General features: G+C 66.2%; 14 protein-coding genes. 12 read left to right on the forward strand and 2 right to left on the reverse strand.

The features are described from left to right. Nucleotides 1–85: 85 nt before the first annotated feature. From MRBLST15_RS00795 to MRBLST15_RS00840, 10 genes are all read left to right on the forward strand, one after another. Nucleotides 86–700 (forward strand): CDP-alcohol phosphatidyltransferase family protein, encoded by a 615-nt coding sequence (locus MRBLST15_RS00795; protein ID WP_025879258.1) that lies wholly within the window; start codon nucleotides 86–88, stop codon nucleotides 698–700. A 22-nt stretch (nucleotides 701–722) separates the two neighbouring features. Next, nucleotides 723–1,781, forward strand: a complete 1,059-nt coding sequence (gene phaE, locus MRBLST15_RS00800) for a class III poly(R)-hydroxyalkanoic acid synthase subunit PhaE (protein WP_312704316.1) — start codon at nucleotides 723–725, stop codon at nucleotides 1,779–1,781. 3 nt (nucleotides 1,782–1,784) lie between these two features. After that, on the forward strand, nucleotides 1,785–2,852 hold the full coding sequence (locus MRBLST15_RS00805; RefSeq protein WP_367784671.1) for a class III poly(R)-hydroxyalkanoic acid synthase subunit PhaC: 1,068 nt from the start codon (nucleotides 1,785–1,787) through the stop codon (nucleotides 2,850–2,852). Next, on the forward strand, nucleotides 2,849–3,217 hold the full coding sequence (locus MRBLST15_RS00810; protein WP_367784673.1) for a YfeK family protein: 369 nt from the start codon (nucleotides 2,849–2,851) through the stop codon (nucleotides 3,215–3,217). The genes MRBLST15_RS00805 and MRBLST15_RS00810 overlap by 4 nt, the downstream gene beginning before the upstream one ends. A gap of 50 nt (nucleotides 3,218–3,267) precedes the next feature. After that, nucleotides 3,268–3,471 (forward strand): PspC domain-containing protein, encoded by a 204-nt coding sequence (locus MRBLST15_RS00815; RefSeq protein ID WP_025879254.1) that lies wholly within the window; start codon nucleotides 3,268–3,270, stop codon nucleotides 3,469–3,471. Continuing rightward, nucleotides 3,468–3,920 (forward strand): hypothetical protein, encoded by a 453-nt coding sequence (locus tag MRBLST15_RS00820; RefSeq protein WP_367784675.1) that lies wholly within the window; start codon nucleotides 3,468–3,470, stop codon nucleotides 3,918–3,920. Before MRBLST15_RS00815 ends, MRBLST15_RS00820 begins: the two co-directional genes overlap by 4 nt. A gap of 764 nt (nucleotides 3,921–4,684) precedes the next feature. Beyond that, nucleotides 4,685–4,900 (forward strand): hypothetical protein, encoded by a 216-nt coding sequence (locus MRBLST15_RS00825; protein WP_025879252.1) that lies wholly within the window; start codon nucleotides 4,685–4,687, stop codon nucleotides 4,898–4,900. Nucleotides 4,901–5,107: 207 nt separating this feature from the next. Next, nucleotides 5,108–7,504, forward strand: a complete 2,397-nt coding sequence (locus MRBLST15_RS00830) for a Tex family protein (RefSeq protein WP_367784677.1) — start codon at nucleotides 5,108–5,110, stop codon at nucleotides 7,502–7,504. Between the two features lie 203 nt (nucleotides 7,505–7,707). Then, a complete protein-coding gene (locus MRBLST15_RS00835; RefSeq protein ID WP_367784679.1) occupies nucleotides 7,708–9,909 on the forward strand; it encodes a PAS domain S-box protein in 2,202 nt (733 codons plus the stop codon). A 63-nt stretch (nucleotides 9,910–9,972) separates the two neighbouring features. Beyond that, a complete protein-coding gene (locus MRBLST15_RS00840) occupies nucleotides 9,973–10,212 on the forward strand; it encodes a hypothetical protein (protein WP_265952907.1) in 240 nt (79 codons plus the stop codon). Between the two features lie 32 nt (nucleotides 10,213–10,244). On the opposite strand, the gene MRBLST15_RS00845 is transcribed toward MRBLST15_RS00840, so the two are convergent. Together MRBLST15_RS00845 and MRBLST15_RS00850 are read right to left on the reverse strand one after the other, a co-directional pair. Continuing rightward, nucleotides 10,245–10,535 (reverse strand): putative quinol monooxygenase, encoded by a 291-nt coding sequence (locus MRBLST15_RS00845; protein ID WP_367784681.1) that lies wholly within the window; start codon nucleotides 10,533–10,535, stop codon nucleotides 10,245–10,247. A 53-nt stretch (nucleotides 10,536–10,588) separates the two neighbouring features. Then, nucleotides 10,589–11,677, reverse strand: a complete 1,089-nt coding sequence (locus tag MRBLST15_RS00850) for a DUF5694 domain-containing protein (protein WP_367784683.1) — start codon at nucleotides 11,675–11,677, stop codon at nucleotides 10,589–10,591. Between the two features lie 160 nt (nucleotides 11,678–11,837). Between MRBLST15_RS00850 and MRBLST15_RS00855 the strand changes: the two genes are divergently transcribed. Beyond that, the gene (locus MRBLST15_RS00855; protein ID WP_367784685.1) at nucleotides 11,838–12,131 is read left to right on the forward strand and encodes a hypothetical protein; all 294 of its coding nucleotides are present in this window, start codon (nucleotides 11,838–11,840) and stop codon (nucleotides 12,129–12,131) included. A 254-nt stretch (nucleotides 12,132–12,385) separates the two neighbouring features. Next, nucleotides 12,386–14,227 (forward strand): methyl-accepting chemotaxis protein, encoded by a 1,842-nt coding sequence (locus MRBLST15_RS00860; RefSeq protein WP_265952903.1) that lies wholly within the window; start codon nucleotides 12,386–12,388, stop codon nucleotides 14,225–14,227. Nucleotides 14,228–14,235 lie beyond the last annotated feature (8 nt).

Below are 14,235 nucleotides of genomic sequence, written 5' to 3' on the forward strand. Positions count from 1 at the left end.
ACGGGTGAAGGGCGGGGTCAGCCCACGCTGTTGCCGGTGGCGGCGCTCGCGGTACCCTGTGGGCCTTGATGCCCCGTGAGACTTCATGAAACGTCACTTCTCGATGCTGCGCGAGTTCCATCTGGCGGACTGGTTCACCCTCGCCAACGCTTTCTGCGGCACCGGCGCGGTGTTTGCCGCGATGCGTTTCCTGCAGGATGGCGAGCGCGGCTATCTGCTGTTCGGCATGGCGCTGATCCCGCTGGCTTTCATTTTCGATGCACTGGACGGCCGCATCGCGCGCTGGCGCAAGTCCAGTTCAACGCTGGGCCGCGAGCTGGACTCGCTGTCGGACGTGATTTCCTTCGGTGTTGCTCCCGCAGCGCTGGCCTATGCCTGTGGCATGCAGGGCGGCTGGGACTGGCTGGTGCTGAGCTACTTCGTCTGCTGCGGCGTCAGCCGCCTGGCCCGGTACAACGTGACCGCCGAGGCGATGAGCGGTGACGAAGGCAAGGTGAAGTACTTCGAGGGAACGCCGATTCCCACCAGCCTGGCGCTGGTGATTGTGCTGGCGATTGCCGCCGGCACCGATGCCATCGGCCACGACCTGTGGCTGGGCCAGTGGCAGATCGGCCCCTGGCAGCTGCATCCGTTGGTGCTGCTGTTCGCGCTGTCCGGGTCGCTGATGATCAGCAAGACCTTGCGCATTCCCAAGCCATGATCCAGCCCTGCGGAGGAGCGCGATGACCAGCTCGGCCAACGACCCCGGCAGCAGCGATTTCGAGAACCTGGCCCGGCAGTACTTCGGCGCCTGGGGCGATGCCCTGCGCCACGCGGCTGTGCCGGGAACTCCCGCTGGCGACGATCCGGGCAGCTGGAAGCACCTGTTCGACTGGTGGGGCCAACTGCTGCCCGAGACCGGTGCGGCCGCACCGGAAGAGGCGGTGCGGCGGTTCCGTGAACAGGCTGGCAGCTGGTACGGCACCATGCAGGAAGTGGCTGCACGCTTTGCCGGCCGCGATGCCAGCAGTGCCGAGGTTGCCCAGGCCTGGCGTGAAGCGGTGAAGGGGCAGGGCGACGGCATGCTGCAGTGGATGCTGCAGGGCGCCCGCGGCAGCACCCACGCCGGCGCTGCTCCGCCCGAGTTCACGGCGTGGTTCCAGCAGTTGCAGACGCTGGCCGGTCCTTGGCTGCAGAGCCCGGCGTTCGGGCCCGGCCGCGAGCACCAGGCGCGGTGGCAGGCCCTGCTGCGCGCGCAGGAGGAATACCAGCATCACTCGCAGGCCTATGTCGAGCAGATCAAGCAGGCACTGGAAGAGGCGTTCGACCTGTTCGAGCAGCGCCTGGCCCAGCATGAGCAGCCCGGCAGCCAGCTGACCAGCGCACGGGCGATGTTCGACCTGTGGATCGAAGTGGCCGAGGAGGCCTACGCCAAGGTCGCCATGTCTGCACCCTTCCAGCAGATCTACGCGGCGCTGGGCAATGCGCAGATGCGCCTGCGCGCGGGGCTGCAACGCGAGGTTGAACAGATGAGTGAACGCATCGGCCTGCCGACCCGCACCGAGATGGATGCCGCCCACCGTCGCATCGCCGAGCTCGAGCGCAATCTGCGCCGGCTGCAGGCACAGGTGGCGGTGCTTGCCGGTACCGATGCGGTCGATCCGGTGGCCCAGCCGGCGCCTGCCAGGGTGAAGCCCGTCGCGCGCAAGCCTCCCGCGAAGAAGGCACCAGCAAAGAAGGCTGCCGCGAAGAAGACGCCGGCGAAAAAGGCCACCTCCCGCACGACCACGCGGAAGTCGTAAGCCATGAAAGGACCGCTGGGCTTCAATGCCGATGACCTGATGCAGGAGACCCTGGCCATGCAGCGCAAGCTGATGGAAGGGTTGAAGCTGTTGCCGCAGGTGGAGGATGTCGACTATGGCGCCACCGCCCGCGAGGAAGTCTGGCGCGATGGCAAGGTGGTGCTGTATCGCTTCGTCGGCGAGAACGCGCCGGTCCGTCGCCCGCCGCTGCTGATCGTGTACGCGCTGGTCAACCGCCCATACATGGTGGACCTGCAGGCCGATCGCTCACTGGTGCAGAAACTGCTGGCGCTGGGCCAGGACGTGTACGTGCTGGACTGGGGCTATCCGGATCGTTCAGAGCGCTACCAGACGCTTGAGGATTACCTGCTGCGCTACATCGATGGCGCGGTGGATGCGCTGCGCGCGCGCAGCGGTGGCCCGGTCGATATGCTCGGCATCTGCCAGGGCGGCGTGTTCGCGCTGTGCTACGCCGCATTGCGCCGGCAGAAGCTGGGCAACCTGATCACCATGGTCACCCCGGTCGATTTCCAGACCGCCGACAACATGCTGTCGCACTGGGCGCAGCAGGTGGACGTGGATCTGCTGGTGGACACGCTGGGCAACATCCCGGCCGATCTGATGAATGCCAGCTACCTGATGCTCAAGCCGTTCCGCCTGAACGTGCAGAAGTACGTGGGCCTGCTCGACATCCTCGATGACAAGGCGGCGCTGGAAGATTTCCTGCGCATGGAAAAGTGGATCTTCGACTCGCCCGATCTGGCGGGCGAGGCGTTCCGCGAGTTCATCAAGCAGTTCTATCAGGGCAACGGGCTGATGAACGGCACGGTGAAGATCGGTGAAGAGGCGGTGGATCTGTCGCAAGTGACTCTGCCCGTGCTCAACATCTACGCCGAACAGGATCACCTGGTGCCGCCGGATGCATCACGTGCGATGCGTGGCCGGCTGGGTACGCAGGACTACACCGAGTCCAGTTTCCGCGGTGGGCATATTGGTATTTACGTGTCCGGGCGCGCGCAGCGCGAAGTGCCGGCGACCATCGACAACTGGCTGAAGGAACGCACGCCATGAAGTATCCCCCCTTGGTCGCAATTGCTCTGGCTCTGGCGCCGGGCCTTGCCGACGCAGCGCCGAGCACCGATGCGCGTCGCGAGATCACGCAGCTGATTGGCAGCCTGGACGGCTCCCAGTGCCAGTTCCAGCGTAACGGCAGCTGGTACGGTCCCGCCGAGGCGCGTTCGCACCTGCAGCGCAAGTACGACTACCTGCTGAAGAAGGACATGGTCGACACCGCCGAGCAGTTCATCGAGCGTGCGGCCAGCCAGAGCAGCATGAGTGGCAAGGCGTACCGGATCCGCTGCCCCGGCCAGCCCGAACAGACCTCTGCGGCGTGGTTCGGCGCGCGCCTGCAGGCGTTGCGCCAACGCACGCCGTAGACACGGCCGGCGCTACAGTGGCCGCAGCCAGTCAGCCGGGAGACCTCGCCATGAACGCTGTGCCGCGCACCCTGTCGCGCTCGCTGAACGACCGCATGATTGCCGGGGTGATGGGCGGCATCGCCCATCGTTTCGGCTGGAACCCGACCCTGGTACGGGTGCTGTACGTGGTGGTCTCGCTGGCGTCGGCCGCCTTCCCGGGCATCCTGGTCTACCTGCTGCTGTGGCTGCTGATTCCCAACGAGGCCGATTGAACGCCGTTGACCGCCCCTGGCTGATCTGGCTGCGCGCGCTGCAGGTGCTGGGCGCGCTGTGGACCGTGCCCAATACCCTGATCGGCCTGCTTGGCGGTCTGGCCGGGTTGCTGGGGGGGGCGAAGATGCGCTGGAGCGGTCGCGACTGCGCGATGGTGTTCGACCATTGGCCGTGGGGGCCAGGCGGAGCGATCACTCTGGGCAACGTGATCCTGCACACCGGCTACGACCTGGGCATGTGCTGCCGTACCTACGCGCATCAGGCGGGATGGGGCGTGGAACCGTTGATCCGGCTGGATGACCACGAGCGTGCGCACGTATACCAGTACCTGGTGCTGGGGCCGCTGTACCTGCCGGTGTATCTGTTGTGTGGTGGCGTCAGTGCGCGCAATCCGTTCGAGCGTGCGGCTGATCATTACGCGCGGTTCGGGCATGGCTGGTGGCCGTAGATTCCAGCCAACGGCGCAGCCCCTCGTGGGTGGGCGCGAAATGCGGTTCATGTGATGGGGCCGGGCGGGGTGGGTTCGCGGGACACGCCGTAAACCCATCCCTGGGGGCTCGATGGCGCCATCCATGGCGCCAACGGTCCCGCGAACCCACCCCGCCCGGCCCCTGACAGTTTCTCGGCGCGTCCAGCCACGGAGAAGAAAAAGAACAGCAGAAGCGGGTCGCGCGCTGCGCTTGCTCGTGTAGAGCCGAGCCTGCGCTCGGCTTCGCGGAATGGCCTGAAAGCAGCCGAGCTTGGGCTCGGCTCTACAAAAAAGCGGCCAGCCAAGCCGCTTTTGCTTTTGATCTTCTTTTTCTTTTCCGTGGGTGGCAGCAGACACCAGAAATCTGTCAGCGGGCGGGTGGGTAGGCATTGCGGGGTGTCCGCGGCATGGATGCCGCGGCCAAGCCCCCAGGGATGGGTTTACGGCGTCCCCGTAATGCCTACCCACCCGGCCAGCCCCAGTAATCCGGCTTTTGCATTCCGCGACCAACCAACCCGCCCACGAGGGGCTGCGCCGTTGGCTGGAAACCCTCCATTCGTTAGACGGAAGTTAAAGATCCGTAAGCATTCTGCTGCTATCCCGCAGTCATCTGCATGCAACCGATCGTCATTAGTCTTCGTGACGTTCCAGTCAGCTTGGTCGCGGTAAGCTCTATCCCGATGGGCTCGCAAGTACCGCTCATCGTGTGCAGTACGCAGTAGCAATTTGGAGGAATACATCACATGGCAATCGTTCTTTATGTCGGTGGTAGCAAGGATGGCGAGAAGGGCGTGGTGCCCTATGGCTTCAGCAAATCCCGCGCCGATACCGCGCTGGGGCCGGAGTTCTACACGGAGCGGTTCATGGAACTGCAGGGTGTCGGCAAGGTCCGCTTGATGGCGCTGGAGAGCCTGCGTGACGACATCGTCATGCAGCGTGCCGCTCGCCACTACCGCTGACCTTCGCACTACGCGGCAGGACGCGCCTCACCATCGCGCGTCCGCGCCGGCATCCCAGCCCCGGGGCCAGTCCGAGCCCCCTTTGCCAGGATGCCGGCGTCCAATCCGGACCCGCCGCCTGAACCGCCGTTCTGTCAACGCCTTGTCCCTGCCGCCCGCGCATTGCAAGAATGGGCCTTTCCCGCAATGCGGCCCAGGCCGGAAACAATGCACGACGCCAAGCACGCCCAGCGCCAGCTCGCCCAACAGATCGCCCAGACCATCGCCGTTGAAATCGGTGCCCAGACCGCCCAGGTCAGCGCCGCCGTCGGCCTGCTCGATGAAGGCGCCAGCGTTCCGTTCATCGCCCGCTACCGCAAGGAAGTCACCGGCGGCTTGGACGATACCCAGCTGCGCAACCTGGAAACCCGCCTGACCTACCTGCGCGAACTGGAAGACCGCCGTGCGGCGGTGCTGGCCAGCATCGGCGAACAGGGCAAGCTCAGCGATGAGCTGCGCAACGAGATCCTCGCTGCCGACACCAAGAGCCGGCTGGAAGACCTGTACCTGCCGTACAAGCCCAAGCGTCGCACCCGCGCGCAGATCGCCCGCGAAGCCGGGCTGGAGCCGCTGGCCGATGGTCTACTGGGTGATCCGACCCAGGACCCGCAGGTCGTTGCGGCCACGTTCGTGGATGCCGACAAGGGTGTGGCCGATACCAAGGCCGCGCTGGAAGGTGCCCGCGCGATCCTGATGGAGCGCTGGGGCGAGGACGCCACGCTGGTGGGTGAACTGCGCAGCTGGTTGAGCGAGCAGGGCGTGATCCGTGCCCGCGTTGCCGAGGGCAAGGAAACCGAGGGCGCCAAGTACCGCGATTATTTCGAACATGCCGAGTCACTGGCGAAGATCCCCTCGCACCGGTTGTTGGCGCTGTTCCGCGCGCGTCGCGAGGAGATCCTGTTCCTGGAACTGGACCCGGGCAAAGATGCCGAGGCCGGTCATCAGTACGCCGAAGGGCGCGTGGCGCACAACGCCGGCATCCGCGATGCGGGACGCCCCGGTGATCGCTGGCTGCTGGATGCCTGCCGCCTGACCTGGCGGGCGAAGCTGCACATGCACCTGCTGCTGGACCTGTTCAACCAGGCTCGCGAGAAGGCCGAGGCCGAAGCCATCGCCGTGTTTGGCGACAACCTCAAGGATCTGCTGCTGGCCGCGCCGGCCGGCCCGAAAAGCGTGCTGGGGCTGGACCCGGGCATCCGCACCGGCTGCAAGATCGCCGTGGTCGACGCCACCGGCAAGCTGGTTGCCACCGATACCATCTACCCGCACGAACCCCGTCGGCAGTGGGAGCAGTCGCTGCAGACGATCAAGCAGCTCTGTGCCAAGCACAACGTACAGCTGATCGCGATCGGCAACGGCACCGCCAGCCGCGAGACCGACAAGCTGGCCGGAGAAGCCATCAAGGCGCTGGGTGACAACGCACCGCAGAAAATCGTGGTCAGCGAAGCCGGGGCGTCGGTCTATTCGGCGTCGGAAACGGCGGCCAAGGAGTTCCCGGACCTGGACGTGTCGATCCGTGGCGCGGTGTCGATCGCGCGCCGCCTGCAGGACCCGCTGGCCGAGCTGGTGAAGATCGAGCCGAAGGCGATCGGTGTCGGGCAGTACCAGCACGACGTGGACCAGTACCGCCTGGCGCGTGCGCTGGATGCGCGCGTGGAAGACTGCGTGAATGCTGTGGGCGTGTACGTAAACACTGCTTCGGCGGCGCTGCTGTCGCGCGTGTCGGGCCTGTCGTCGACGGTGGCCGAGAACATCGTGCGCCACCGCGATGACAACGGTCCGTTCAAGCGTCGCAAGGACCTGTTGAAGGTGTCGCGGTTGGGCGAGAAGACGTTCGAGCAATGTGCAGGTTTCCTGCGTATCGCCGATGGTGATGAGCCGCTGGACGCATCGTCGGTGCATCCGGAAGCTTATCCAGTGGTCGAGCGCATCGTGGCCAGCACCGCGCGCCCGATCAAGGCGCTGATCGGCGACGGCAGTTTCCTGCGCGGATTGAAGGCCGAGCAGTTCACCGACGAAACGTTCGGTGTGCCGACCGTGCGCGACATCCTCAAGGAACTGGAAAAGCCCGGCCGTGATCCGCGCCCGGAGTTCAAGGCGGCCCGTTTTGCCGATGGCGTCGAGGACATCAAGGACCTGCGCGAGGGCATGGTGCTGGAAGGTGTGGTCAGCAACGTGGCCGCGTTCGGTGCGTTCGTCGATATCGGTGTGCACCAGGACGGCCTGATCCACATTTCGGCGCTGTCCGATACCTACGTGAAAGATCCGCGCGACGTGGTCAAGGCCGGCGACATCGTCAAGGTGAAGGTGCTGGAGGTGGATGTGCCGCGCAAACGCATTGCCCTGACCCGTCGCCTGGACGATACGCCCGGCCAGGCCACCAGCCGCCCGGGCAGTCGTGACGAACGCAGCCAGGGGCAGGCGCCGCGTCGCGATGCGGGCAACCCCGGGCAGGGACGCGGTGGCCAGAGCCGCACCCCGGGCAACGGCGGACGCCCGGCACAGGCTGCGCCGCCCGCCAACAATGCCCTCGCCGAGGCCTTCGCCCGGGCCAAGCGCAGCTGAGTCTGCCGTCCCCCATCCGGCGCGGGCCGGGTGGGGGGCTTGTCGATGTTCCCCGGCAATGCGCACACTTGCGCTGGAAGGGGCGCCTGGGGCCCCGCTGTCGCTGGGGAGGCCATGCCGTCAGCACCATCCGCCTGGTTCCGTGACCGCTGTGGCACCTCGCCACGGCCCGCGGGCAGCTGCGTCTGCAGGGGAGGTGGCTGATGGCCGATCAGGGCAACAGCGGCAACGCACTGCTGGAGCGCCGGTTGCAGGAACTGGCCGAAGAGCGCCGCCGCCTGGCGATGATCATCGAGGGCACCGCGGCCGGCACCTGGGAATGGAACGTCCAGAGCGGAGAGATGCGGGTCAACGAACGCTGGGCCGAGATCGTCGGCTACCGGTTGGACGAGCTGGAGCCGATCTGCCAGAAGACCTTCATCGCGCTGGTCCATCCGGATGACCTGGCGCTGTCCGATGCGGCGTTGCAGGACCACTTCGATGGCCGCACCGACCACTATGTCTGCCTGTTGCGGATGCGCCACAGGAACGGCGAGTGGATCTGGATCCACGACCGCGGACGGGTATTCGAATGGGACGGGCAGGGCCGGCCGCTGTGGATGGCCGGTGCCCACGCCGACGTCACCGAGTTGCAGCAGGCGCGTCAGGATGCGGCCGAAATGCGGCAGCGCCTGCAGGCAGTGGTGGATGCATCCGACGAAGTGGCGGTGATCGCCACCGACACCGACGGCACCATCACCCTGTTCAATACGGGTGCGCAGCGGCTGCTCGGCTACACCGCTGCTGAAGTAGTGGGTGGGCGCCGGCTGGACGCCTTCCACGACCCGGTTGAACTGCAGGCGTGGCTGCAACCGTTGGCAACCGCTGATGGCCAGGTTCCGGGTGTGTTCGAGGCACTCAGTACGCGCGCCGATGGCCAGACGTATTCGCGGCAGTGGACGTTGTTGCGCAAGGATGGCCAGCGTCGCCAGGTGCGCCTGTCGATCAGCCGCATGGATGGCGCCGATGGCGAGCGCATCGGCTACGTCGGCATGGCCATCGACATCACCGAAATCCTGCAGGCTCGCGCCGAGGCACGACTTGCCGCGGACAAATTCGCCGGTGCGTTCACCTCGGCGGCACTGGGCATGGCACTGGTGTCGCTGGAAGGTCGCTGGCTGGACGTCAACGATGCGCTGTGCCGCATTCTTGGTTATCCGCGCGAGGAGCTGCTGCAGGTCGATTTCCAGCGGTTGACCCATCCGGCCGATCTGCAGACCGACCTGGCGCTGGTGCAGGATCTGCTGGCGGGGCGGCGCACCCACTATCACCTTGAAAAGCGCTACGTGGGCCGGGACGGCAACACCATCTGGGCACGGCTGTCGGTATCGCTGGTACGCAACGAGCGCGGCGAGCCGCTGCATTTCGTGTCGCAGATCCAGGATGTCAGCGCCCAGCGCAGCAGCGAGCAGCGCCTGTTCGAAAGCGAACAGCGCAGTCGAATCACTCTGGATGCCGTCGCCGACCTGGTGCTCAGCGTTGCACTGGATGGCCGCATCGAATATGCCAACGCCGCTGCGGTGCGTCTGCTTGCCGGCGATGGCGCGCTGTCGCTGGCCGGGCACAACGTGCAGGATGTGTTGGCACTGACCACCGAGTATGCCCCGCAGTCGTTGCTGGACGTAGCGGTGCTGCTTGATCCAGAGGGCAATGCGGTGGACCTGCATGCGGATCTGCTGTTGCAGATAGGAGCGGCGACAGTACCGGTGGACCTGACCCGGGCCTGGCTGCGCGACGATGAGGGCCATGTACGCGGCGCCGTGTGGGTACTGCGCGATGACACGCAACAGCGCGCCCGACAACGTGAGGCGCGGCACTTGGCCGAGATGGATCCGCTGACCGAACTGGGCAACCGCCGCGGCTTCGAAGTGCATCTGCAGCAGGCGATCACCCGCGTCGAGCGGACCGGCCAGGCGGCGTCGTTGATGTATATCGATCTTGACCGGTTCAAGCCAGTCAACGATACCTTTGGCCACCTGGCAGGCGATGCCGTGCTGTGGGCCGTGGCCAGCGTGCTGCGCCATGGTGTCCGCGATTCGGATGTAGTGGCGCGCCTGGGCGGTGACGAATTCGCGGTGATCCTGTCCGGGTGCAGCCCACGGCGAGCCGCGCGCATCGGCGGTGAGTTGCTGCATACCCTGTCCAACCTGTCCATACCTTGGGACCAGCACCATCTGCGGATCGGCGCCAGCATCGGCATCGCGCCGCTTGCTACCGGGATGAGCGTGGACCAGGCCGTCGCGGCGGCGGATGCCCAGTGCTACCGGGCCAAGGCGATGGGCCGCAACAACGTGCAGGTGCAGGGCGAAACCAGCGAACTTCCCGGCGGCTCGCCCGCGGACGGCAGCGACCTCGGCGACGGTTGATCTCAGCCTGTGAGAGGGGCGCGGCGAATACTGCGCCAACGCCCGCCTTCGCAGGAAAACGAAATGACGTCCTGGAACCTGAGTGCAGTTCGTGCCTATGCGCCAGCCGTTGTCGGCTGGCTCCTGGCTGTCTCCGGCTGGCTCCGTCTGGAGCAGCTGCGCAATGATCAGCAGGCCCGGATGCTGGTCCCCGTGGTGCAGTGGGGCGTAGCGGTGATGCTGCTGGTCACGCTGGGCTGCATCGTTGCTGCCAGCGTGACCATCTGGCGCGCCGGGCGTCGTGATGCGCAGCAACGCCCTTGATCTGCACGCAGCGCTGGGCGGGCGGTGGACGGCTACAGCGCAGCCGGATCCATCAGCAGGAACGTGCCTGGACTGCGCTGGTGCGCATCGATCAGGGGAACCAGGCGGCGGAAGTGCTCGGTTGCGCAATCAGTGTCCAGCGCTGCGCGATCCGGCCACTGCTCAATGAATATGAAGTGGCCGGGATCTTTCTGGTCGACGAACAGGTCGTAGGCGATGCACAGAGGTTCGCTCCGCGTGCAGGCAACCAGCTCGCGGTATAGCGGCAGGACGATTTCGACCGCGTCAGGATGTATGAAATCCTCGGCGATGACCTTGAGCATGCTGGAACTCCCGTGCAGGAAACTCAACATTGTAGGTGCGCGTCGCCACGGCCTCAGCGCAGCACCGCCTCGGCATCTACCAACTGCACGTCGTGCATCATGTTGAGGTAGGCCTCGTAGTAGCCCTTGTGCGAAGCGCCAACGATGGCCAGCAGGCGGGTTCCTGGCCGCTCGCCCAGCACTTCGCGGATGTTGGCGACCATGCGCAGGTTGCGGGTTTCCCAGTAGCCCACATAGTTGCGACGAAAGCCCTGCGGTGAGGGTTCGGCCAGCGCGGCTCCAAAGTCCGCCTGGTAGGCCTGCAGGCCTACGCCGGGGCGGTTGTAGGCGCGATACAGGTCCAGCACGCCATCGACCTTGCCGATGTTGGCATACAGTGGCTTGTCGGCGTCCCGCCGTGCGTTTGCCTGCGGGTTGTCCCAGGCCTTCATGAGCGCTTCGCCCGCCGCCTTCTCATCCTCGGGCGGAGTTGGCGAATCGGCGGTGTGGTCGTCCACTGCCCACAGGCGTTCCAGCCCCAGCCGGGCAGCGAGGGCTGCCGCCAGCAGGTTGGTTTCGTTGCGGCGGGTCAGGCTCTTGTCGAGCATCTCGACCAGTGCGGCATCCAGACCGTCGCCGGTGATGCGGTCCTGCACAGGCAGGCGCAGCCATTGCACCTGCGCCGACCCGCGCTCGCCAGCGGCCAGGAACACTGCGGCCAGGTGCCGACGCTGCGCTGCTGTCGGGTCTGCCGGCCACGTCGACAGCAGGCGTTCCATCTCGACGTTGGCGCTGGGCACGTCGAGGCCGGTGGCGACGTGGGCTGCGTCGGTATCAACGCAGTAGGATTCGACGCTTTCGGCATAGCGGCTGGGATTGCGACGCATGAAGTCGCACTGCAGGCCGGACAGGTTCTCGGTGGCGATCGCGTCCGGGCGCCAACGCGCGAGGCGCTGCAGCAGCGGCTCCAGCATGGCCGGCTCGAAGGTGTTCGGCAGTCCTGACAGATGCGCTGTCCCAAGTACCAGTACTTCATTGCGGCGACCGACGGGCGGCCCCTTCAGCTGGTCGGGATGGAAGCTGGGGCGGAAGCCCGCGTCGCTGGCCAATGCGCCGGCACTGTACAGGCTGAGGATGGCGATGGCGCTCAAGCGTCGAAGCATGCTGCCTCCAGGGGAGAATCCAGTCAGTGGGCGCATGCTGCCGGCAGCTCGCCGGCACGGGATGTCCCGATGGTCATTGCAACCTTCTGCGTGCCTGCCGCATCCCCTTTTCGTTGGTGCTGGTCCAGAATGGTGGCAGGAAGACTTCCGGAAGCGCGTCATGGATGAAATCGCCCCCATCATCGCCGCAGGTGCCGTGCTGGGTGCCCTGGCCGGCTGGATCGGGCCGGGCAGATGGCGGTGGCAGCTGTTGCGGCTGGCGCCGTTGCTGCTGGTGCCGTTCGCGTTGTACATCCTGTCTACTCGCAACTGGTTCCTCGGCGGCGGCGGGCCACTGGTGGAGCCCTCCCTGCTGGTCGTCTGCGGCGGTCTGGGCTACCTGCCGGCGGTGCTGGCAACGATGCTGCTGCGCTGGGGGCTGCGGCGCGCTGCCGACCAGGGGCTGGCCCCCTAAAGTACTTGGCCGCCCCGCCGATACCTTCTCTGGAGCCCGCTGCGGGCCCCCGCTGCCGGACCCGAGGCTGCCTCCGATGGGCGGCCCGTGCCGTGTGCTCCGCCGCTGTTTGATGACGATCGCAGCTGCCGTACTGTTCCTGCCAGTCGCTCGAGTGACGCCTTCCGGCGTCTGCAGTCCCAGGCAATCGAAGTTGCCGCCGGGCATCCCGTCCGGCGGGTCGCAACCGCTACCCGGACACCGAGGATCAGACGATGCTTATTTCAGGCTCCATGGAAGGTGCTCAGGCGCCGGTCGAAGTGCTCACCCGTTGGTCTCCCCTGCGCGCGCTGCAGGGGGTGTTGGGCAGGCAGCGCCGCGCCACCGAGGTAGCCGAGCAGCATCGGCGGCACGTCGAGCTTGAAGCCCAGGTTGCTGCACTGCATCGGGTGCAGGCGGTCATCGAGTTCGCGCTCGACGGCACCATCCTGCAGGCCAATGACAACTTCCTGCAGGCGGTGGGATATCGCCTGGATGAGATCCAGGGCAGGCATCACTCTCTGTTCGTCGATCCCGAACACGCGCGCAGTAGCGGATACCGTGACTTCTGGGCGCGGCTGGGCCGCGGCGAATTCGATGCAGGGCAGTACCAGCGCTTCGGCAAGGGTGGGCGCGAGATATGGATCCAGGCCTCCTACAACCCGGTGCTTGACCAGCACGGGCGGCCATACAAGGTGGTCAAGTTCGCGACTGACATCACGGCGCAGAAGCAGCAGGCAGCCGAGTCGGCGGGGCAGCTGGCCGCCATCGACAAATCGCAGGCAGTCATCGAGTTCAGCATGGATGGCCGCATCCTGACGGCTAATGCGAACTTCCTGGCCGCCACCGGCTATACGCTGGAAGAAGTACGCGGCCAGCATCATTCGCTGTTCGTCGAGCCCGACTACCGGGCCAGCGTCGAGTATCGCCGGTTCTGGGAAAAGCTCGGCTCTGGCGAGTACGACGCAGGCCAGTACCGGCGGCTGGGCAAAGGTGGCCGCGAAGTGTGGATCCAGGCGTCGTACAACCCGATCCTCGACGCGGGCGGGCGGCCGTTCAAGGTCGTCAAGTACGCCACCGACATCACCGCACAGGTACATGAGAGCCAGGCCATGCAGCGCGCCGTGGCGCAGACGCGCGAGGTAGTGGCATCGGCGAAGGAGGGCGACCTGACCCGGAGCATCGCCATGGCCGACAAGAGCGGCCTGATCGCCGAACTGTGTGGCGGCGTCAACGCGCTGGTCGAAGCGATGGCCGGGATCATCGGCCAGATCAAATTCGCCGCAGACACCATTGCAGTGGGTGCGAGCGAGATCGCCGAAGGCAACAATGACCTGTCACAGCGCACCGAGCAGCAGGCCGCATCGCTGGAAGAAACCGCCGTGTCGATGAAGGGGCTGGCCGAGACCGTGCAGCGCACTGCGACCAACGCGCGCCAGGCCAGCCAACTGGCCGGTGGCGCCGCCGACGTGGCCGCACGCGGTGGCCAGGTGGTGCATGAAGTGGTCTCGACGATGGCAGTGATCAACGCCTCCTCGCGGCGCATCGTCGACATCATCGGGGTGATCGATGGCATTGCGTTCCAGACCAACATCCTGGCATTGAACGCGGCCGTGGAAGCAGCGCGTGCCGGTGAGCATGGTCGTGGTTTCGCCGTGGTCGCCACCGAGATCCGCGAGCTCTCGCAGCGCTCGGCGGGTGCGGCGAAGGAAATCAAGCAGCTGATCGATGCGTCGGTTGCCAACGTCGGCGCCGGAACGGCGCAGGTCGAGAGCGCAGGGCGGACCATGGACGAGATCGTGGTCGACGTGCGCCGGGTCAGTGACCTGATGACCGAGATCAGCGCCGCTGCGCAACAGCAGAGCGACGACATCCAGCAGATGAACCACGCGGTGGATCTGATCGACCAGGGCACGCAGCAGAATGCAGCACTGGTGGAAGAGGCCTCAGCGGCCGCGCGCAGCATGGAGGAGCAGTCCTCTCAGCTGCTGCAGACGGTGGCAGGGTTCCGTGTGCACGCGGGGGCGGGGGCGGCCCATGGCCATGGCGTGCATGCGCCGGCGCTGCGGGTGGTGTAGGGCGCAGA

It is taken from the genome of Stenotrophomonas sp. LST15-1-1.1 (assembly GCF_040815575.1).
Classification (GTDB): Bacteria; Pseudomonadota; Gammaproteobacteria; order Xanthomonadales; family Xanthomonadaceae; genus Stenotrophomonas; species Stenotrophomonas lactitubi_B.

Bases quoted from the DNA above. Each gene is read 5' to 3' on its own strand.
- MRBLST15_RS00795 (WP_025879258.1), top strand. From the start codon at position 86: ATGAAACGTCACTTCTCGATGCTGCGCGAGTTCCATCTGGCGGACTGG.
- phaE (WP_312704316.1), top strand. From the start codon at position 723: ATGACCAGCTCGGCCAACGACCCCGGCAGCAGCGATTTCGAGAACCTG.
- MRBLST15_RS00805 (WP_367784671.1), top strand. From the start codon at position 1,785: ATGAAAGGACCGCTGGGCTTCAATGCCGATGACCTGATGCAGGAGACC.
- MRBLST15_RS00810 (WP_367784673.1), top strand. From the start codon at position 2,849: ATGAAGTATCCCCCCTTGGTCGCAATTGCTCTGGCTCTGGCGCCGGGC.
- MRBLST15_RS00815 (WP_025879254.1), top strand. From the start codon at position 3,268: ATGAACGCTGTGCCGCGCACCCTGTCGCGCTCGCTGAACGACCGCATG.
- MRBLST15_RS00825 (WP_025879252.1), top strand. From the start codon at position 4,685: ATGGCAATCGTTCTTTATGTCGGTGGTAGCAAGGATGGCGAGAAGGGC.
- MRBLST15_RS00830 (WP_367784677.1), top strand. From the start codon at position 5,108: ATGCACGACGCCAAGCACGCCCAGCGCCAGCTCGCCCAACAGATCGCC.
- MRBLST15_RS00835 (WP_367784679.1), top strand. From the start codon at position 7,708: ATGGCCGATCAGGGCAACAGCGGCAACGCACTGCTGGAGCGCCGGTTG.
- MRBLST15_RS00840 (WP_265952907.1), top strand. From the start codon at position 9,973: ATGACGTCCTGGAACCTGAGTGCAGTTCGTGCCTATGCGCCAGCCGTT.
- MRBLST15_RS00845 (WP_367784681.1), bottom strand. From the start codon at position 10,535: ATGCTCAAGGTCATCGCCGAGGATTTCATACATCCTGACGCGGTCGAA.
- MRBLST15_RS00850 (WP_367784683.1), bottom strand. From the start codon at position 11,677: ATGCTTCGACGCTTGAGCGCCATCGCCATCCTCAGCCTGTACAGTGCC.
- MRBLST15_RS00855 (WP_367784685.1), top strand. From the start codon at position 11,838: ATGGATGAAATCGCCCCCATCATCGCCGCAGGTGCCGTGCTGGGTGCC.
- MRBLST15_RS00860 (WP_265952903.1), top strand. From the start codon at position 12,386: ATGCTTATTTCAGGCTCCATGGAAGGTGCTCAGGCGCCGGTCGAAGTG.